The 20,994-nt window shown below is 34.4% G+C and carries 12 protein-coding genes and 2 pseudogenes; 7 read left to right on the forward strand and 7 right to left on the reverse strand.

The features are described 5' to 3' along the window. The first annotated feature begins 23 nt into the window (after positions 1-23). From ACP7AQ_RS11755 to ACP7AQ_RS11765, 3 genes are all read left to right on the forward strand, one after another. On the forward strand, positions 24-224 hold the full coding sequence (locus ACP7AQ_RS11755) for a hypothetical protein (protein ID WP_426063034.1): 201 nt from the start codon (positions 24-26) through the stop codon (positions 222-224). Between the two features lie 1,779 nt (positions 225-2,003). Beyond that, entirely contained in the window at positions 2,004-6,704 is a 4,701-nt protein-coding gene (locus ACP7AQ_RS11760) for a LamG-like jellyroll fold domain-containing protein (protein ID WP_426095578.1), read from the forward strand. A 102-nt stretch (positions 6,705-6,806) separates the two neighbouring features. Further along, positions 6,807-7,007, forward strand: a complete 201-nt coding sequence (locus ACP7AQ_RS11765; protein WP_426063031.1) for a hypothetical protein — start codon at positions 6,807-6,809, stop codon at positions 7,005-7,007. A 285-nt stretch (positions 7,008-7,292) separates the two neighbouring features. Here the strand turns inward: ACP7AQ_RS11765 and serB are convergent, their stop codons facing one another. The 4 genes from serB to ACP7AQ_RS11785 all read right to left on the reverse strand — a co-directional run bounded on the left by serB (position 7,293) and on the right by ACP7AQ_RS11785 (position 12,408). Beyond that, complete coding sequence (gene serB / locus ACP7AQ_RS11770) at positions 7,293-8,531, reverse strand: phosphoserine phosphatase SerB (protein WP_426095579.1); 1,239 nt, start codon at positions 8,529-8,531, stop codon at positions 7,293-7,295. 162 nt (positions 8,532-8,693) lie between these two features. Beyond that, the gene (gene clpX, locus ACP7AQ_RS11775; RefSeq protein ID WP_426063029.1) at positions 8,694-9,926 is read right to left on the reverse strand and encodes an ATP-dependent Clp protease ATP-binding subunit ClpX; all 1,233 of its coding nucleotides are present in this window, start codon (positions 9,924-9,926) and stop codon (positions 8,694-8,696) included. Between the two features lie 86 nt (positions 9,927-10,012). Continuing rightward, complete coding sequence (gene clpP / locus ACP7AQ_RS11780) at positions 10,013-10,687, reverse strand: ATP-dependent Clp endopeptidase proteolytic subunit ClpP (RefSeq protein ID WP_091202765.1); 675 nt, start codon at positions 10,685-10,687, stop codon at positions 10,013-10,015. 395 nt (positions 10,688-11,082) lie between these two features. Continuing rightward, positions 11,083-12,408: a trigger factor gene (locus ACP7AQ_RS11785; RefSeq protein WP_426095580.1), complete on the reverse strand. Its 1,326-nt coding sequence runs from the start codon at positions 12,406-12,408 to the stop codon at positions 11,083-11,085. Positions 12,409-12,827: 419 nt separating this feature from the next. Here ACP7AQ_RS11785 and ACP7AQ_RS11790 point away from each other — a divergent pair, with 419 nt between their 5' ends. Further along, positions 12,828-15,014: a T9SS type B sorting domain-containing protein gene (locus ACP7AQ_RS11790; protein WP_426095581.1), complete on the forward strand. Its 2,187-nt coding sequence runs from the start codon at positions 12,828-12,830 to the stop codon at positions 15,012-15,014. A gap of 264 nt (positions 15,015-15,278) precedes the next feature. Then, entirely contained in the window at positions 15,279-15,410 is a 132-nt protein-coding gene (locus ACP7AQ_RS11795; protein WP_426095582.1) for an NAD(P)-binding protein, read from the forward strand. Between the two features lie 48 nt (positions 15,411-15,458). Here the strand turns inward: ACP7AQ_RS11795 and ACP7AQ_RS11800 are convergent, their stop codons facing one another. Next, positions 15,459-16,466: an IS110 family transposase gene (locus ACP7AQ_RS11800; RefSeq protein ID WP_426095583.1), complete on the reverse strand. Its 1,008-nt coding sequence runs from the start codon at positions 16,464-16,466 to the stop codon at positions 15,459-15,461. Between the two features lie 786 nt (positions 16,467-17,252). Here ACP7AQ_RS11800 and ACP7AQ_RS11805 point away from each other — a divergent pair. Further along, complete coding sequence (locus ACP7AQ_RS11805; protein WP_426095584.1) at positions 17,253-18,140, forward strand: alpha/beta hydrolase family protein; 888 nt, start codon at positions 17,253-17,255, stop codon at positions 18,138-18,140. 222 nt (positions 18,141-18,362) lie between these two features. On the opposite strand, the pseudogene ACP7AQ_RS11810 reads toward ACP7AQ_RS11805, so the two are convergent. Next, a pseudogene (locus ACP7AQ_RS11810) lies at positions 18,363-18,917 on the reverse strand (IS91 family transposase); the annotation flags it as partial. A gap of 430 nt (positions 18,918-19,347) precedes the next feature. Between ACP7AQ_RS11810 and ACP7AQ_RS11815 the strand changes: the two are divergent. Continuing rightward, positions 19,348-20,025: a CPBP family glutamic-type intramembrane protease gene (locus ACP7AQ_RS11815; RefSeq protein ID WP_426090908.1), complete on the forward strand. Its 678-nt coding sequence runs from the start codon at positions 19,348-19,350 to the stop codon at positions 20,023-20,025. Between the two features lie 243 nt (positions 20,026-20,268). On the opposite strand, the pseudogene ACP7AQ_RS11820 reads toward ACP7AQ_RS11815, so the two are convergent. Further along, positions 20,269-20,823: pseudogene (locus ACP7AQ_RS11820) on the reverse strand (IS91 family transposase); the annotation flags it as partial. Positions 20,824-20,994: the final 171 nt, after the last annotated feature.

Below are 20,994 nucleotides of genomic sequence, written 5' to 3' on the forward strand. Positions count from 1 at the left end.
ATATTTTTTTTGAGAATTGACAATTGGATGAACGGTATGAAAAAACAGGCGAAAAGGATTATTTAGAAAAAGTGCACACTATTGAAAAAGTAATAGATCCGTATGAAGAAGAAATCCGAGACAAAAAACTGCATAAAGCCATGTTTATGATGCAATTTAACAACGTAGAATTGAATGCCGAACATATTCAACTATTTTTTATTGCTGACAGAAAAAAGTTATAATTGAAAATATTCTAGCCAGATTATAACGATAAGGAGCGTCTATTTTTCGACTTAGCTTTGAATGTTGCTCTCCTAAAAAATAAAATTGTCATATAAACTTAGTAAAGTATGGATACTTTGTTGACGAGGGCATTCAAGATATTATACGCCGTTTTTTGACCACTATTTTCAACATTTTTTATATTTTGTATAATTTTTATATGTCTTTTTACGTCTTACCCATTTTTTAGACAAAAATCTCCACGATTTAAGATAGATTTTTAGTTTGATATTCTATTATCTTGGTTAAAATCGGAGACAACTTTTGGCTATTATAAAAAGCCAAAAAAAGTTATTTTAATTTTATGCCACTGCTTTTTTTTTGTAATAATTGTCATAAGCCTTTCCATAGTCTAATGACTGATGAAGTTGCCGTGTATTATAAAATTCAAAATACCCTTTAAGTCCTTTATAAAGACTGATTCCGTCAGCATATTCTTGTAAATATACATTCTCGTATTTGACTGTACTCCATAATCTTTCTATAAAATTTTGTCAATAGCTCGTCCTTTACCGTCCATAGAAATTTTTATTTCATTGTTTAATAGCACATTGGTGCAAACCTCACTGGTGTATTGACTTCCTTGGTCTGTATTGAAAATTTCAGGCGCACCAATCGGCACTCATTGTGTTGCTTACAATGCAGTTCAAAATAAATCTTGCATGCAAATTTATATTCGCAGTAAAATACATAAATCCTTTTGCCATAGGAATATAGGTGATACCTGTTGCCCACACTTTATTTTTACGGGTAATCTTTAAACCTTTGAGTAAATAAGGGTATTTCTTATGTTCTTTATCACTTATTGTTGTTTAAGGTTCTCTATAAATGGTTTGCCAATTGATGATTTAAAGCAATCGTTTTACCCGTTTGCGATTGATTATAATACCTAAATCCTTGAGCTACAACGTCAATTTCCTGCAGCCATAAAATGAAGTATTAAAATACTGTTGATCTAGTAATTGCATTATTTTCAAGTTCTCTAAACTTTCCTGTTTTGCTTTGCAATAAAGACCGCCACGATGAATTTCTAATAATCGACATTGTTTGACAATGCTCAATTTATTTTTAATATCGACGATTTTCACTCGCTCACGGATGGGTACTAACCCAGACTTTTTTTTAAAAAGTCATTTTCCAAAGTTAGCTGACCTATTTGAGCATAGCGTTTCGCTGTTGGAATTTCATCTTTGGCGAAGACCGATTTTTCTGCAGAAAAAACCGCAGAAAGATTCCGTATACCGTCCGTCTTCCACATTGAAATTTAGTTGGTCAGCAACTTTTATTTTTTTGCTAATACCACAATTTTATCTTTCTCTTTTAAGGCTTCCAAAACAACTTTGGCTTTGAAGTCTTTCCCTAAGGTTCTTTTCAATCTGGACATAATAGTGCTAATTTAAGGCTTTTAGTCCTATCTAAATTAGTCAGCATATATTGTCCAAATTTTGGGCGTCAGCATACTTCACAACCCTCTATAAAAATAGATTTACATCTTCAAAAAACATTAACTTCAATTTTCCTACAATAAAACTTACATATTTAGTTCGTAATTGCATTTTATCGATGCCAAACGCTTTTAATCGGGTAAACAATTCTTGTTAAAATAATATGTATATATTTGATAACAAATAGATTACAAATTAATATCATTTTAAATTAACTGCTCCATTAACCTACAGATGACAGTTGATTTTTATCAAATATTTATAATTAGTTATTCATAATATTGCCCAAATCATATGAAAAAAACTACTCTCTTTACTTACAAGTACTCTCTTACTTCGTTTTTAATCCTTTCATGTTTTATCGCGAATTCACAGACCCAATCCAGAACTTTTACAAGCAATGGCACTTTCAAAGTACCCTCTGGTGTTAGCAAAGTAACTGTCCAACTTTGGGGCGGAGGTGGTGCTGGTGGTGGATGTACAAATATCAATTTTGCTACCGGAGGCGGAGGCGGAGGCGGAAATTACAACAAAATTGTTGACGTAAATGTTACTGCTTTGGCCGTAATTAATGTTACTGTTGGACTCGGTGGAACCGGGGTATCCGGTGCTAATGGAAATGCAGGAGGCATTTCATTTTTTAGCTCAACACCAATAGCAACAGCAAGAGGTGGTAATGGCGGAAATGTTAATACAGGAAGCAGTCCCATTAATGGTTCGGGAGCTGCAACAACATCCGTGTTCCACACCTTTATAGGAGGTGCGGGAGGTACCGGAAATACAACAACAACTGTTGTTGGAACGAGCGGCGGCGGCGGCGGCGGTGCGGGATACAGAAGCATTGGATTCAATAGTATAGGAGGCACCGCAGGGACAGGAGGAAATTATGGTGGAGGAAATGGTGCTTCAGGAAGAAATTCAAGTACAGGTGGAAATGGTAATGCGGCAACAGCACTCAGTGGCGGCGGCGGCGGCGGTCAAAATAGTAATTCTGGTAGTACCCCAAGAACAGGTGGTAACGGCTTTAGCGGCCAAGTAATTGTAACGTGGGTCGCTGATGCATTTTTTGATAGTGACGGTGATGGTATTCGTGATAATGTGGATATTGATGACGATAATGATGGTATTTTAGACACAACAGAATGCCCTGACTTTGTAAAGCCCCGATTGTTAAATGCCGATTTTGAAGATAAAAACATTATTACCTCAGGTTTAGATAATGGTCCAACAGATAAAACGGGTAGTGGTACAATGGGCATTTGGAAAGGCGATGCGAGTCTGATACCCGCATGGAAAAGCGCTGACGCTGCAAACAATTATTTGGAAATATGGAATAACTCTCATGATCCTGTAGATGACATAAATGGTAAAGCTTTTTCAGGAATTCAATATGCCGAGATAAACGCCTCCAGCGATGATGGTTTTTATCAAGATATTGCAACCACTCCTGGAGATGTACTTCAATGGTCCTTTGCACATCGCAAACGGAAAGGGTATGCTAATAGTGTCAACGAAGATGTGGCACAATTATTAATTGGGAACCCAACTGGCATCTTAACAAGTCAGGGCGATTTTGTTTCAGCACCAGATGCTTCCTGGACAGAATATACTGGAAGATATCTTGTCCCCGCAGGTCAAACCACAACCCGTTTAACTTTTACGGTGCTAGGAACGGTTTCTGGTAGTCAGAGCTCTGGGAATTTTATGGATAAAGTTCAGCTATTTGTTGTTCCTATTTGTGGGGATACTGATGGGGATTTAATACCTAATTATTTTGATTTAGACAGTGATAATGATGGGATCCCTGATGTTATTGAAGCCGGACTTGGAAATTTAAGCAATGGAAAAGGGAAATTAGATGTGGTATCCGGAGATGGAGACGGATTACTTGACAGTGCAGCTTCTGTAGCTAATCAAGCTGTATTAAACTCTGATAATGATGCAATTCCTAATTATTTAGATTTAGACAGTGATAATGACAGCCTTTTTGATGTGGATGAAAGCGGAGCTGGCAATAGCAGTACTAGTGCGGTCACAGGTTATGTTAACGGGGATGGAGACATAAATGGAGACGGGAGTGGAGACGGAGTGGAATCAGAAAAAATTAGAAACAAAGACAATAATGGAGATGGAATTTACGAAGGTTTTGGAGACGGTATATTAGACATTTTTGATTACTCGGCCGGAGTATATGGAAATTTAAACCAAGGAACTGCCACTACCTATCTTAAAGACTCAGATACAGATGGAATCCCTGATTATTTAGATATTTCATCACAATCCGGCGGCGCTTTAGACATTGCCAACAATAAATTAATTTACGCACCAAAAGATATAGACACCAATAATGACGGTATCATTGGTGCTGCGGGCTCCAACGTAGACATTGACAAAGATGGCATTTTAGATGCTTTTGACACTAATACTTCCTATTTTGGTTCTCCAAGAGATATTCGCTCTAAACTATTTCTGGATTTTGACGGGAGAAACGATTATGGACAAAGTACCCCAATTCTAGGAAGATTAGCCAACGCTTCATTTATGGCATGGATCAATTTGAATTCAGCATTTTCTTCTGACGGAGTCATCGCTGGACAAAATAATTTTCAAATACGGATTACATCTGCTAAAAAATTAGAAGCAGTGGTAAATGGCATTACAGCTGTAAATAATACTCCCTTAACATTTTCACAATGGTATCATGTTGCAGCCGTATACGGCGGAGGTTTTTTAAAATTGTATTTGAATGGAAAGTTAATACAAACAGTTGCCGCATCTGGAAAAATCAATGATGATGCTTCTCTTTTCACTTTAGGGAAAGATCCAAGCACGAATACCAAATATTTCAAAGGAAAAATAGATGAGGTACGCGTGTTTAATGTTGCGCTAACTGATTCCCAATTGCAAAGAATGGTCTATCAGGAAATTGACGAAACAAGTCCACAATTAAGAGGTAAAGTAATCCCTAAAGTTGTTGCCAAATCGACTGAAATAGCAATCTCATTTACTGATTTGCTTCGCTATTACCAAATGGATACTTATAAAGACGATATTGTAGATGACTTAACCACAACCAGCGTCGACTTGGGAACCGGAATGAAAATCTTTAATCATAAAAATATTTATGCGCAACAAGCACCTATGCCTTTCATAACAGAACGAAGCGGGGGTTTTGCAACAGCAGTCGATAGTCCAACAAAACAAATTAGAGGAGCTGATATTATGGATTATGATTGGTCCATTGTGAAAGTACAAAATGATATTACCGAACCCTTTGATAATGTTGATTTGGGGATGCTTGTTGATTCCGGTAAAAAAATTACGATGAATGACTCCAATTTACAAAATGACTGGTACTTAAAATTAGATGGGAAAATAGATTTACAGAGCAAGTCACAATTATTACAAACTATTGAAAGCGATTTAGATTATTTAAGCACTGGATCAATAGAAAGAGACCAGCAAGGTCAGTCTAACAAATACAATTATAATTACTGGAGCTCTCCTGTAAGTCCAATCAACCCAGCCGCCAATAATACCAACTACACTGTTACTGGTGTTATGAAAGATGGTCTTAATGCTGTGCCAAGAAACATCAACTGGGTTTCCGGTTACGATGGTGCGTCCGGAAACGCAGGGACACCTGTAAGTTTAGCTCGATATTGGTTATATAAATTTGAACCTAATACTGATGCCTATGCTAATTGGATACAAATAACAGAAACCAGTGAACTTAGAGCAGGTCAAGGATACACCTTAAAAGGAAGTGGAGCGGCCTCAAACTTTACATTTGTCGGAAAACCTAACAATGGATTGGTGGATTCAAATACCATCAGCGCGGACCAATTATTACTTGTTGGAAACCCATATCCATCCGCTATTGATGCTAGAATTTTTATAGCCGATAATATAAATTCTGTTGATCGATTACAAGATGTTGGTGTAGATGGGACTTTATATTTTTGGGAACATTCATCAGACAATAATTCACATGTTTTATCCAATTATCTCGGGGGTTTTGCTGTACTAAATTTATCAGGTGGAATCGCAGCGGTCGCACCCAGTGTAATTAGGGGGAAAGGATTGAGTACGAAAAGACCAAAATATTATATCCCTGTTGGGCAAGGGTTCTTTGTATATGGAAAAACTGGCTCTGGTAAAAATAAAAAGGTTGTTTTTAACAACGGACAAAGAATATTTGCAAAAGAAGATAATCCTGAAAGCAATACCCTATTTAAAATTAACCCCAATGTTAAAAACAGCAAAAAGTTAACAGAAAATGAAAGTGATCCAACAATTAATGATGCTTTTAAAAGAATTCGATTGGGATTTGATTCCAATAATAATTACCATCGACAGGTTTTATTAGCTTTCATGGATGATAAAGCTACAAGTGGAATCGATGATGGCTATGACGGCTACATCAACGATGATTTTCCAAACGACATGTATTTATTGAATGGAGAAGAACAATTGGTTATTGAAGGAGAAGGCTTTTTTGATGCAAATGCCTCCTACCCTATTGGTGTAAAAACAGATACTGTAGGAAAAGTAAAGTTCATGATTGATAGTTCAGAAAACTTCGATAAGGAACAGGCTTTTTATATTTATGATGACATGACAGGTTTATACCACAATATCCGCAATGAAGCATTTGAAACAAACCTCACAAAAGGAGAAAACAAAACTCGTTTTTCATTACGATTTACAGATAAAACCTTAGGTATAGGTGACAACACCATTAATAACAATGATATTACCGCCTATTTAAAAAACTCAAACAGCTTAATAATCAACAATAACATATTAGATGTAATGGTTAAAGAAGTTTCATTATTTAACACAATTGGCCAATCAATCATTAGTTGGAAGATTGAAAATCAAGAACAACACAACATTCAGCTCCCCATTAAAAAAATAAGTGCCGGTGTATACATTGCAAAAATTCAAACCACTAAAGGAAATTTTAGTAAAAAAATTATTATACATAACTAAAGAAATAATAACAAAAAAGTAAAAACTGTCTGAGAAGGCAACACGTTTGGATAGAGGATCAACCGAATCTTGATTTTCCGGCAATTTCGCGAGAATTGACAATTGAATGAACGGTATGAAAAAACAGGAGAAAAGGATTATTTAGAAAAAGTGCACACTATTAAAAAAGGAATAGATAAGTATAAAGAAGAAATTCGAGATAAAAAACTGCATAAAGCCATGTTTATGATGCAATTTAACAACGTAGAATTGAATGCCGAACATATTGAACTATTTTTTATTGATGACAGAAAAAATTTATAATTGAAAATATTCTAGCCAGATTATAGCGATAAGGAACGTTTATTTCTCGACTTAGCTTTGAATATTGCTCTCCTAAAAAATATAATTGTCATATAAACTTAGTAAAGTATGGATACTTTGTTGACGAGGGCATTCAAGATATTATACGCGTTTTTTGACCACTATTTTCGAGGTTTTTTATATTTTGTATAATTGTATAAATGTAATTATTAGAAAATTATCTGTATTAAAAATTAAGTATGATTGTGACTTAGTAAATAAAAAGTAAATAAGTATCTCGCTTATTTACTCCTCCTCCATCATATCAATATGTCTGTCGTGGTAGCCTAAGAGATATAAAACACCGTCGAGACCTAAGCTGGAAATAGAACTTTCTGCTTTTTCTTTTACCGTAGGTTTAGCATGAAAAGCAATTCCTAAACCTGCTAAATTCAACATTGGCAAATCATTGGCACCATCGCCCACGGCAATAGTTTGATTGATGTGAATGCCTTCTTTATCGGCTATGGCTTGAAGGTATTCTGCTTTCTTTTTACCATCGACAATTTCTCCGATATAGTTGCCTGTCAATTTTCCTTCTTTAATTTCCAATTCATTGGCGTGAACATAGTCAATCCCTAATTCCTTTTGAAGGTATTTTCCAAAAAAGGTAAAGCCTCCCGATAAAATAGCGGTTTTATAGCCATAATATTTTAAAGCCTTCATTAATCGATGCGCTCCTTTGGTTATAGGCAGATTTTCAGCAACAGTTTGCAGAACTTCTTCGCTTAAGCCTTCTAATAAAGCCATACGTTGCTTGAAGCTTTCGCTAAAATCTATTTCACCATTCATCGCTGCTTCTGTGATGGCTTTTACTTGCTCTCCGACGCCCGCCAATTCAGCCAATTCATCAATTACTTCCGTTTGAATTAATGTAGAATCCATATCAAAACACACCAAACGCCTATTTCTTCGATACATATTATCTTCTTGAAAAGAAATATCCACATCCAAAGTTCTGGAAATTTCCATAAAACTGGCGGTCATAAACGATTTATCTACAATTGTACCTGTAACTGATAATTGTATGCAAGATCGTGGAAATTCTTCTTTCTCAATAATAGAAACCCTACCCGTTAACCTTTTGATCGCATCAATATTTAAATTTTGGTTGGACAGTATTTTGGTTACAGCCGCTAATTGAACAGCGGTCAGTGTTTCTCCCAATACATTGATGGTGTAGCGTTGTTTGCGTTGTGCTTTTACCCAAATTTCGTAATCTGCAATCGAGATAGGAATAAATTTAACTTTGACACCCAATTCATATGCTTTAAACAATAGATCTTTCAAAACAGGTCCAGAAGAAGAACCCGCTTTTATTTCAAATAAAATACCTAAAGATAACGTGTCATGAATATCTGCTTGACCAATATCTAAAATGATGGCATCATAATTTGCCAAGATGGATGTCAGACCAGCAGTTACACCAGGTTTGTCCTGACCAGAAACTTTTAATAAAATAACCTCAATCTCTTCTACTTGCATGCTACAATTATTTAATTTAGAATGCACAAAAATCGACAATCTGACGTTGATAAAAAAAAATAATCTTCCTTTTATCAAACAATAACAAATAGTGTAAATTACCCATAAAAAAACCTGTTCAAATGAATGAACAGGTTTGTATTTTTAAGAAAAATGCATTTATTATGATGCAATCTCTAAACGTTTCAATAAATTTTTATTCAACGTCTCTTTGGCATAATCTACGTCAATTTCTAATGTTTTATCATCAGAGCTCGGCAATTCATACATCGCATCTGTTAAAATGGCCTCGCATAAGGAACGTAATCCACGAGCGCCTAACTTGTATTCTAACGCTTTATCCACAATAAAATCAAGTGCTGCGTTGGTAATAGTGAATTCAACATCATCCATTAAAAACAATTTCTCGTATTGTTTGATTAACGCATTTTTAGGTTGTGTCAAAATCGCACGCAAGGTCTCTCTGTCTAGAGGATCCATGTGTGTCAATACTGGCAAACGACCAATAATCTCCGGAATCAATCCAAAATCTTTGATATCTTTTGGAATAATGTATTGCAGCAAATTGTCTTTGTCAATATTGTCCACATTTTTTGAAGTAGAATAACCCACCGCCTGACGGTTTAATCGCTTCGAAATAATTCTTTCGATACCATCAAAAGCACCACCGGCAATAAACAAAATGTTTTGTGTATTGACCTCAACAAATTTTTGGTCTGGATGCTTGCGTCCTCCTTTTGGTGGTACATTTACAACTGTTCCTTCTAATAATTTTAATAGTGCTTGTTGCACACCTTCACCCGAAACGTCGCGCGTAATAGAAGGATTGTCACTTTTACGTGCAATTTTATCTATTTCGTCAATGAAAACAATTCCGCGTTCTGCTTTGGCAACATCATAATCGGCCGCTTGCAAAAGACGCGTCAAAATACTTTCCACATCTTCCCCAACATAACCTGCTTCAGTAAGAACTGTCGCATCAACAATCGCTAAAGGCACATCCAACATTTTTGCAATGGTTTTTGCCACCAATGTTTTTCCTGTTCCCGTTTGTCCCACCATGATGATGTTACTTTTTTCAATCTCAACCTCATCGTCTAATTGCTGTTGCATCAAACGTTTGTAGTGATTGTAAACCGCAACCGACATTACTTTTTTAGTTTGGTCCTGTCCAATCACATATTGATCTAAGAACGCTCTGATTTCTTTTGGTTTTTTCAAAATCAAATCTCCAACCAGTTTTGAACTTCCGCTGGATTTTATTTCTTCAAGAACAATTCCGTGCGCTTGTTCAATACATTTATCACAGATATGAGCATTGATCCCAGCAATCAATAATTGGGTTTCTGGCTTCTTTCTTCCACAAAACGAACATTCTAATACTACTTTTGCCATTTTTATAGTCTAATGTCATAAAGTCAAAAGTCGTAAAGTTTGAGCAATGCTTTTGACTTTCCGACTTTTGATTTTCGACTAATAATTTATCCTCTTATTAAAACTTCATCAATCATTCCGTATGCTTTTGCTTCTTCAGCGATCATCCAATAATCACGTTCACTATCCGTATGAACTTTATCGAAAGTTTGTCCGGAATGCTGAGAGATAATTTTGTACAACTCATCTTTCAGTTTCAACATTTCACGTAAGTTGATTTCCATATCTGTTGCAACTCCTTGCGCCCCACCTGATGGTTGGTGAATCATTACTCTTGAATGTGGCAATGCCGAACGTTTTCCTGCTGCACCGGCACATAGAAGCACTGCTCCCATAGAAGCTGCCATTCCTGTGCAAATCGTTGCTACGTCTGGTTTGATGTATTGCATTGTGTCATAAATCCCTAATCCTGCGTAAACGCTTCCTCCAGGAGAGTTCAAATAAATTTGAATATCTTTAGAAGCATCCGCGCTTTCAAGGAACAATAACTGTGCTTGAACGATGTTTGCAATTTGGTCATCAATTCCTGTTCCAAGGAATATAATTCTGTCCATCATCAATCTGGAGAAAACGTCTAATTGTGAAATATTCAACTGACGTTCTTCAATGATATATGGAGTCATGTTTTTAGGAGTCATTGCACCTACGATTTTATCGTAATACATCGAGTTTACGCCGTGGTCCTTTGTAGCAAATTTTTTAAATTCTTTACCGTAGTTCATATTTTTTTGTTCTAAGTTTTACGTAATATCTTGTGATTCGAATTAATGCAAAGGTCATACCTATTTCCAAATGATGTCAATATGTCTTATTTTTAGCCCAGATGGGAGTAAAAAGCTTTTTGAATTCCGTTTTTTAGTTTTTTTATTCTTGCAAAGCGACTGGAAGAAGCTCTTGCAGGAATTTAAAAAACAGAAACGGAAGAAAAAACTTGAAACGTACAGCTGGATTAGCTCCTGAAATTAATTCAAACAAAAGAGCGCCAAAAAATATTTTTCTGACGCTCAAATATAACTATTTTTTATTGTTTCGTATCCGTAATCAAATCATAAAATTTTAATAATCTCTCGCTCTTAGGGCTTTTGACTTTCAACTTTACAACAGTACAAACTCTTATTTATTCTCCGTAAGAAGCAGCAATAAATTCTTCGTAAGTCACTTCTTTAGTAGTAGGATTTGCTTTTTCTTTGAACAATTCCAATAATTTTTCCGCAACAACTTGGTCCGAAAGTCTTTTCACTTCGTCTTGGTTAGACAAAACTCTAGCTACAATTCCTTGAACTTCTTCGTCAGTAGGATTTGTTTGCCCGAATTGCACCATTTGTTGACGGATATTTTTTGTAGTGAATGTTTTCAAGTCTTCAAAAGTGATTTTGATATCCGATTGAGCCATTGCTCTGCCTTCGATCAATTGAAAACGCAATCCTTTTTCAGAACGTACATATTCTACTTCAGCTTCCTCAGGAGATAATTTCTTCTCTCCTACAGTTTGTAACCATTTTTTAAGGAATTCAGCTGGCAAATCAAATTTCGTGCTTTCGATTAAGAACTCAGTTACATCACCTAATAATTTTTGGTCTGCTTGTTGTGCAAATTGAGTCTCAGCATCTTCTTTGATTTTTGCTTTCAATTCTTCAAGTGAAGAAACAGTTCCAGCTCCAAACAATTTGTCGAACAATTCTTGGTTCAATTCTGCTAATTCAGCAGTGTTGATCGCTTCGATTGTGAAGTTTACATCAACATCTAAACCGTGAACGTCATCATGACTTACTTTCAACACGTCCATCAATTGATGTACGTCTTCAAATAAATCTTTTGTATTTACAGTCACAACATCTCCTACTTTTTTACCGATGAATAAATCAAAAGTCGCTTTGTCTTTAAAAAGATCAGCAGCAATAGTAGTCGCGTTATTAATTTCTTTTTCTTCGTTTGTGAAAGTTCCCGTTACATCTGAATCTGCAGCAACAACCTCTTGAGGAATCGCAGTTCCAAATTGTTTTTGAATACGTTCTACCTGACCTTCAATCATTTTATCATCCGCTGAAACCACATATTTTACAATGTCGTTTTTAGCTTCCAGATCCAATTCGAAGTTTGGTACCAACCCAATTTCATATTCGAAAACCAACTCTTCAGCATCCCAAGAAAAATGTTCGTCTACTTTAGGAAGTGGCGTACCAAGAAGGTTTAATCTTTCTGATTGTACAAAACGCTCCAAAGCCAAATCAACCACTTTTTGAATTTCTTCTTGTTTGATTGCTTTACCATATTGTTTTTCAACAAGATCTTTAGGCACCGCACCTTTTCTAAATCCTTTAACCGTTGCCAAAGGCATTTTTTCGTTTATTCTTTTTGCTACTTGTCCTTTGTAATCCATGTGAACAACAGTCATTACAATTGTTTCATTCACAGCGTCTATTGCTACTCTTTTGATATCCATCTTCTTCTTTAATTTACATAATAAAATTGGACTGCAAAATTATAAAATTTTTGCAACCCAAACAAGTATTTTACCATTTTGAATTTTAGGCAGTTATTTGACAAAATAACAGGCTGGTAAAGGAAAATAATTTGGGCGTGTCCCTCCGTAAAAACTACGGGTCAGGCTGTACGTTGCAATCTTTTATTGCGCTACGCTTTATAAAAGGATTTTCACTGCCATCCTTCACGCGAATTATGGCATACGACAATATGAAGTTGTTTTGAAATTTTGTAATAATTTATTTATATATTTGAAAGCAGATAATCACATACGCTTGTCAAACAAAGCAGCTCAATTTAGGTTAGATAAGTCGGACGCTATCAGATTTTGTCTCGTCCAAAAAAATATTTTAATTTAGCTTTCGCTTGAAAATAATTATGAAACTAAAAAACTTTTTTACACTACTAATATTGTTTAGTGTATTAACGCTATACTCACAACAATGGAAACAAAATTTTAAAATTGTTGCGCCCATTAGATCCATTGATAATGCCTTTGGTTCCTCAATTTCTACATATGATGGTTTTGTTGCTTTCGGTGTTAATCAAGAAAATATCGGAAGCATAGAAAATGCGGGCAAAGTTTATATAGCAAAACAAGATTGCGATGGATGGTCTATTTATCAAGAATTAAAGCTTCCAACAACGGAAAGATACTGCGGTTTTGGTGCTTTAGTTGTAATGGAAGATAAAACACTTGCCGTTTTTGGTTGTGATCCACTTAACCCGAGAGGTGGGAATGCTATATACATGTACGAAAGGGATGCTAATGATTTATATGTATTTACTCAAAAAATAGCTAAACCTGAAGATGTTTTATGGGATAATTTTGGTATAAAAATTGCTCTGTTAGGTGACCAAATGGTTGTTGGTGCTTCCTATAATAGCACCGATAGTTCCTTAATGAATTTCTCTGATAATGCAGGTGCTGCATATATTTATTTTAGAGATAGTGCCGGCGTTTGGTCATTAACTCAAAAAATTGTGGCAAGTGATAGAGGGCAGAGAGACAACTTTGGTGGTTCTGTAGCTATTTCTGGAAATACTGTTGTAATTGGGGCTGAAAACGAAGGTGATAATTGGGCTGGAGCAGCTTATGTTTTTGAAAAAAATGCAAATTCTAACACCTGGAGTGAAATTAAAAAATTAGTTGCCTATGATTACAGAGGATTACAAGACAGATTTGGGGGGGTTGTTAAAATTAATGAAGATGTCATTACTATTTCGGCTAGCCGCGAGGATGATTACGATTCCAACTTAAGTGGAGACGGAGGAGGCCCTCTAACATCTTTAGGATCCGTTTATATTTTTAAGAAAAATTCAAATGGTAATTGGACAGCACAACAAAAAATCAGGGCATCTGATGGTTCGAGTAATCATTTCGGTTTTGGTGACAGATTGGAAATTTATAAAAATAAAATGGCCGTAAGCGGAACTGAATATGAATACGACTCCAATGGTAATTTATCAAAAGTTTATGGTCGCGTCTATATGTTTCAAAAAGACAACAATGAAAATTGGAAAGAAATTCAAATTATTCAACCAAAAATAAGGCATAACAGCGATTATTTTGGCGGCTCTCTTTCCTTAAATGGAGAGAATTTGTTTGTAGGTGCTTTCTGGGACGCTTTGGATGCTAATGAACAAAATCACATAGGCTATGCTGGATCTGTTTACCTTTTTAACACCTATAATTACATTCAAACAAAAAAACCTGATTTAAATGCTATACCAATTTTGACATCTTGCGCTGATTTAGGAAATGGTTTTTCTTCTGGTTTTGATATGTCATCAATAGAGAAAGATCTAGTTAAAAATCCCGATGACTTTATTTTCTCTTACAAAGACAAATTAGGTAATAATCTTCCATCTCCTTTGCCTGTAAATTATTCTAATAAAAATCCTTATACTGAAACTATCTATATTCGTGTCGGAAATAAAAACAACCCAAATTGCTATGAGGATACGCAGATTGAATTACAAACTACACCCTCTTTTACTTTAAATAAAATTCCAGATTTATATGCATGTGAGCCTACAGGAAGTGGATATGCAGTATTTAATCTATCAAAAATAAGTTCTCTTCTAGTTGACGACACTACGCTTTATAAGTTTTCATATTTTGATAGTACTGGAAACGATATAAGTGCTCTAATAAATGAATCGTATAAGAATACTATTAAAGGTTATGAAGAAATAACACTACAGGTTACTGATATCAGTACTCTTTGCACTTTAAAAACAAAAATAAATCTAAATGTTTCTAATGTTGGTGTAGATTGTGATTTAGAAAACAATGGGGATTCTTTAATGTATAATATACCGAAGTTTTTTACTCCAAATAATGACGGTATAAATGATATCTGGAAAATTACTGAAATAACTAATCAAAATTATAGTATTTACATTTATGATCGATACGGAAAACTTTTAAAAAGTTTGGGTTATAATGAAGGCTGGGACGGAAGTTTAAATGAAAAACCTTTACCGTCTACAGACTATTGGTTTCAAATAATTTTTGAGAATGGAACCAATAAAATGGGTCATTTTTCATTAAAAAGATAATATATATAAATGCTAACTGTATCCTTAATTAAATTAAAAAAACTCGTTCTACTCTTAAACACGGTGTCTTGATGAAACCAGCTGCGCAAAGGTGATCATTCAAAAATAAATTTGTCGTTCAATCCTAATAAAAACCCATTTTTTTTCCACTTTAAAAAGTTTTCATATCAATTACAAACACCGTTACTTAAGAAAATGTAATGGTGTTTTTTTTCTTGCTACAATTTTGTATTTTGCAACAGCATTTAATTCTAAAATAAAAACATGAATACTGATCATACAGATATTATTATAATAGGAGCAGGATTATCCGGTGTAGGCGCCTCGTGTCATTTGTCACGCAAAAACCCAGACAAAAATTATGTTATTTTAGAGGCAAGAGCGGAACTTGGATGAAAACCTGAAAGCGCATTCTATGATAAAAAACAAGTGATATTTTAAAAATTAGCAGGTAAATTTACTTGTATTTATGTATGGGGTTTGCCTGTTAATTACTGAAAAGACCCGACCAATAATTTTGCATTTTACATTGTTTAAAACCAGCATAGCATACTTACCCTCTGCTTTTTTTCTTTCATAATATTCTTTGAGTTGGGGATCGTGTTTCACTGCCACTAAAGCACACATTTGTAATATTGATTTCATCTTTTTACCTGCCATATCATTTACTTTGGTTCTGCCTTTAATACTCGAACCCGAACTATATTCAAAAGGGGCAGTTCCAGCATAACAAGAAAATTTTCTAGCATTATCAAAAGCCGTAAATGCTCTTGTAGCAATTAGCATATAGATTGCTGTTTTGTCTCCAAAACCAGGAGCCCTTTTTATTAACTCAAATTGTTTTTTTAATTCAATTTCAGTTGAAATTATTGCTTTCATTTCTTTTTCAATCGCTTTTAATGTCGTTTTTAGAAACTTCACAGTTTTATTATTTATTGCTGAAATTGATTTGTAAACTTGTTTTGGCATAAAATCAATATTCTCTTTTGTAACTTCAAAAATCTTAAAGGATTTCATCACTTTTTCTCGCTCACTATAAAGTAATTTTAGTTGTTGAATTGCGGTTTCGGGTAATGTTGAAAGTTTAAGTTTGTCAATATTTCGAATACTATACAAAGCAATATCCTTTGCGTCTGCTTTATCATTTTTACCTCTTGAAATACCTATAGAACGCTTAATTTCTATAGCATGAACAATCCAGTAATCCAGTTTTTCATCAGACAAATGACTACTCAAAGGAAATGTATAAACACCGGTGTTTTCACAACAAAACAAAACAGTAGTCAAATCAATTTTCTGTTTTATTAAGTTTTTTAAAATTTCCTTTATTGCTTTTAAATTATTCTGTACAATGAAATGATTAGATGCATTGGGAGACTGTTTTTCTAAAATAACTACATCCAATTTTGATTTTGAAATGTCAATACCTACATAAAATAAATAGTTTTTCATAACTTTGAATTTAGTATAAACAAAAATGTTGAACTTCTTTAGAGCCTTTATTAAACCTCGATGTCTATCGTTCTATTTGAAGCAATTCAACGGGATTCAAGGAGAAGACAGAGGACTAATGCGCGATATAAGTCATAGTTAGCGGAATTCATAGTTCACCTCTGTTTTCCTTTGAATAAATTTAGTGTTTTTTATCTAATACAAAGTAAAGGCGGATTTGCAATCCGTGCCCACAACGACAAGCACTAAATCAAAAGAAAATACCAGATGTGATTGCTTCGGTCCTCTCAATTCCCCCTAAGTGCGCATTTATCATTTTTTAAGTAACGATAGCTGATTAATAATCCATGTACTCATTCTGCATCGACATATAAAATCTGCAATTTGAAAATTTCAAACAGGTAAAGTAAAATATAATATCATTGATTATTTTGACGTGCACGGATTGCAAATTCAAACTACTTGATGTAGGATTGATTTTTACCTTCTACAATCTGCGCCGAATTACAACCTGATTGACCAAAATCTATTAAAACAATATCTAAAAGTATTGGCTTTGCTTTTTGGGGTTCTAACACCAGTTATTACCGCTTTTTACGGATTGTTTTATTTTAAGGATGAAGAATGCCTTTTTCCAAAAAGAATTTCACTTGTAGTTTAAATCATATATATTTACTAACTGATTAACTAAAATGAGTTCGTTTGAAGGTTTTTAGACGAACCGACGTTATAGGTAATGTTAACGAAGACCGAGACAATTCAAAACAATTTTTAACTTATACCAAAATGAACATTAACTTATTTCTTTGGTCATTATTAATAACCTTACCAGAAATGGTATTTTCTCAATCTGCCGACTTTACCATTCACGATGTAAAGTTTGAAAGTCAAGGCGTCACTCTAGCAGGCTCGATTTTAACGCCTAAAAAAACACTTGCAGCAGTTGTGATTGTTCATGGGTCCGATCCTGTAAAAAGAGAAATGGAGTTCGCTAAACGTCTTGCCAAAGAAGGTATTGCTGTATTGACATATGATAAACGTGGAGTTGGAGAATCTGGTGGTGTATATGTAGGACCATCTGTTGGCACGAATAATATTGACACTACTAATCTTAATTTATTATCTCAGGATGCAAGTTCAGCAGTAAATGCATTTCGAAAATATTTGAAAGATAAAAAAACACCAATTGGATTAGTTGGCTTCAGTCAAGCAGGATGGATAATCCCAATTGCTGCAAATAGAAATCCACAAATAGAATTTATGGTTTTATTTAGTTGCCCTACAATCACTACGCTGGAACAACTTCGATTTCAGTTTTATACTAATGAAAAAAATAACTTTTGGGAAAATCACACCGAATCTGATGCTCGTAAACATACGAAAGATGACCCAGACAGGTATCAATTCGTGGCGACTGACCCAAAAATTTCTCTGAATACTCTTTCAATTCCAGGACTTTGGCTTTTTGGTGAGAAAGATATACAGATTCCAGTAAAGTTGTGTATGGAGCAATTAAATACTTTGAAAGCTTTAGGCAAACCTTTCGAATATACCTTGTTTTCAACATTAGGACACAATACTTCTTCTGGCAATATTACAGCACCAGTTGATATTTCAATTCAATGGATAAAACAGAAAGCTGTGAACATTCAGAAGTCTAAAGTGTCAAAATAAAGAATTACCGCTAACAGCGAGGATTTCGTTGCGTGCGAACCACCAACAATGAAACCCGTGTTGAACCTAACCGATTTCCTGCCATCAACACTATGGAGTTATCGTAAAGATTGTAGCGGTATTGTCAAGAGGATTTAGTCCTCTTTTTTTTTGGATTAATTTTAACCTTGGTTTTTGAATGTTTTTCTTCACTTTTGAGCGTACGTGACCTTACCCGTAAAATTAGTTTTCACAGGAAATGGCGTTTTGGCTATCGCTAAGATACCAGGCAGGCGGACCGCGATGGTCAAAAACTGCTATTCGGTGTAAATTCCCTGTTTTACAAAAAGGAGAATTGGGTAAAAAGGGCTTCTTTTCTACTTTTTCTAAAACTTTCAACTTAAGGTTTTCCTGCAAAAATTTCAGCTTTTGACGCTTCCATGTACTGCTCAAAAAACTATAATGACGGATTTTTAAAAACCGCTTCGGCAAAATATGCAACGAAAACCGCCTGATAAATTTCTGATGCGTAAGTGCCATTTGTTTTTTAACGCCCGCTACTCGGTAATCCTTGTAATCAAAAGTCACGTTTTGAGCATCAATGTTTTTAATATGGTGGTTGCTGGTGGCGATTTTATGAGTGTATCTTCCCAAATATTCCACCACCGCCTTTGGACTTCCAAAAGGTTTCTTAGCGAATACTACCCATTGTTTTTGCCATAATTCCGGCTGGATTTGTTCGTATTGGGTAGACAATTTCGTCTGGAGTTTTTCGAAATATTTAGCACTGAAAAACTTTCGACAAGACATTGACTGATGTCGGTTTGATTTTTTCAGCCTACAACCTGCGCCGAATCTTTAATTTAATAGACCAAAATCTATTAAAACAATATTTAAAAGTATTGGCTTTGCTTTTTGGGGTTCTAACACCAGTTGTTACAGCTTTTTACGGATTGTTTTATTTTAAAGATGAAGAATGCCTTTTTCCAAAAAGAATTTCAATTGTAGTTTAAATCACATATATTTACTGACTGATTAACTAAAATGAGTTCGTTTGAAGGTTTTTAGACGAACTGACGTTAAGAGTAATTCCTCCAAACTACCACCCGAAATAGGCAATCTAACTGCAGAAAAGTGAAAAATAGAAGAAATCAATAAGAAAAAAAAATGCTGATTTACAAAATACTAATTAAGATTTGGTTACGGTTTTAAAAATATAATGTGATAAATGAACAAAAATTTTAAGAACCTTTTAAGTAAAGATTTTATATGTTTTATAAAAAATCCTAATCAAGTTTTTCATAGTAATTTCAAACAGGATTTTATAATATTCGTAATACTGACATTTTTTAATTTTTTTGGTTTATTTGTAAAAGGAATAGTCACAAAAGAACCATTTATAGAGTCGAGTGACTTGCCTAATTTTACTTTTTCAAAAATTTTTCCAATTATTTTCTTAATTCCTTTAATTGAAGAATTTGCTTTTAGAGGTTTTTTACAATTCAGATCAAAATTAATATTTATTATTAGTTTGATTTCTTATATAATTTTATTGATAACTTTTGTTAGTAATTACACGATAAAAGCAATTATGGTAATAGTGATGATAATTACTGGATTATTATTCCTATTATTTAAAAATTGGTATCCGTTACTAATTAATTTTATTACAAATAATTTAAAAATTTTAATTTTTATTTCGTCAATATGTTTTGGAATTATGCATTTGACAAATTTTGAAAATTTTGAATGGATTAATTTGATAAGTATTTTTGAGAAAATAATCAGTGGAATATTCCTTTGCTATATCACTCATAAATATAATATTTTGCATTCATATTTTTTTCATATTTTAAATAACTCCATACCTTTTATATTAGTTATGATTTATATTTTATCTCAATAAAGAACTACCGCCAACAGCTAGGATTTCGTTACGTGCGCAGCACCAACAATGAAACCCGCGTTGAACAGCCTGTCCCGTTTTTACGGGAGAACCGACTACCTGCCGTCAACACTATGGAGTTTTCGTAAAATTGTGAGAGAGGAGTATATGAGAATTTGGCCCTCTGTTTTTTTGGATTAATTTTAACCTTGGTTTTTTTCATATTTTCCTTCACTTTTGAACATAAATTCCCTTACCATAAAATCAGCTTTTACAGGAACTTGAACTTTGGCTACCGCCAAGATACCAAGCAGGCGGACCTTGCTGGTCAAAAACTGCTATTCGGTGTAAATTCCCTGTTTTACAACAAGGAGAATTGGGTAAAAAGGGCTTCTTTTCTACTTTTTCTAAAACTTTCAACTTAAGGTTTTCCTGCAAAAATTTCAGCTTTTGAAGCTTCCATGTACTGCTCAAAAAACTATAATGACGGATTTTTAAAAACCGCTTCGGCAAAATATGCAACGAAAACCGCCTGATAAATTTCTGATGCGTAAGTGCCATTTGTTTTTTAACGCCCGCTACTCGGTAATCCTTGTAATCAAAAGTCACGTTTTGAGCATCAATGTTTTTAATATGGTGGTTGCTGGTGGCGATTTTATGAGTGTATCTTCCCAAATATTCCACCACCGCCTTTGGACTTCCAAAAGGTTTCTTAGCGAATACCACCCCTGGTTTTTGCCATAATTTCTGTCGGATTTGTTCGTATTGAGTCGGCGATTTCGCTTTGAGTTTTTCGCAATATTTAGCCCTGAAAAACTTTCGACAAAACCTTGACCAATGTCGGCCTAATTTTTTCAGCCTACAACCTGCGTCGAATATTTAATTTAATAGACCAAAATCTATTAAAACAGTATCTAAAAGTATTGGCTTTGCTTTTTGGGGTTCTAACACCATTTATCACAACTTTTTACGGATTGTTTTATTTTAACG

It is taken from the genome of Flavobacterium sp. DSR2-3-3, from assembly GCF_049896585.1.
Classification (GTDB): domain Bacteria; phylum Bacteroidota; class Bacteroidia; order Flavobacteriales; family Flavobacteriaceae; genus Flavobacterium.

Bases quoted from the DNA above. Each gene is read 5' to 3' on its own strand.
- ACP7AQ_RS11815 (WP_426090908.1), top strand. From the start codon at position 19,348: ATGAACAAAAATTTTAAGAACCTTTTAAGTAAAGATTTTATATGTTTT.
- serB (WP_426095579.1), bottom strand. From the start codon at position 8,531: ATGCAAGTAGAAGAGATTGAGGTTATTTTATTAAAAGTTTCTGGTCAG.
- ACP7AQ_RS11800 (WP_426095583.1), bottom strand. From the start codon at position 16,466: ATGAAAAACTATTTATTTTATGTAGGTATTGACATTTCAAAATCAAAA.
- ACP7AQ_RS11795 (WP_426095582.1), top strand. From the start codon at position 15,279: ATGAATACTGATCATACAGATATTATTATAATAGGAGCAGGATTATCC.
- ACP7AQ_RS11790 (WP_426095581.1), top strand. From the start codon at position 12,828: ATGAAACTAAAAAACTTTTTTACACTACTAATATTGTTTAGTGTATTA.
- ACP7AQ_RS11785 (WP_426095580.1), bottom strand. From the start codon at position 12,408: ATGGATATCAAAAGAGTAGCAATAGACGCTGTGAATGAAACAATTGTA.
- ACP7AQ_RS11805 (WP_426095584.1), top strand. From the start codon at position 17,253: ATGAACATTAACTTATTTCTTTGGTCATTATTAATAACCTTACCAGAA.
- clpX (WP_426063029.1), bottom strand. From the start codon at position 9,926: ATGGCAAAAGTAGTATTAGAATGTTCGTTTTGTGGAAGAAAGAAGCCA.
- ACP7AQ_RS11760 (WP_426095578.1), top strand. From the start codon at position 2,004: ATGAAAAAAACTACTCTCTTTACTTACAAGTACTCTCTTACTTCGTTT.
- clpP (WP_091202765.1), bottom strand. From the start codon at position 10,687: ATGAACTACGGTAAAGAATTTAAAAAATTTGCTACAAAGGACCACGGC.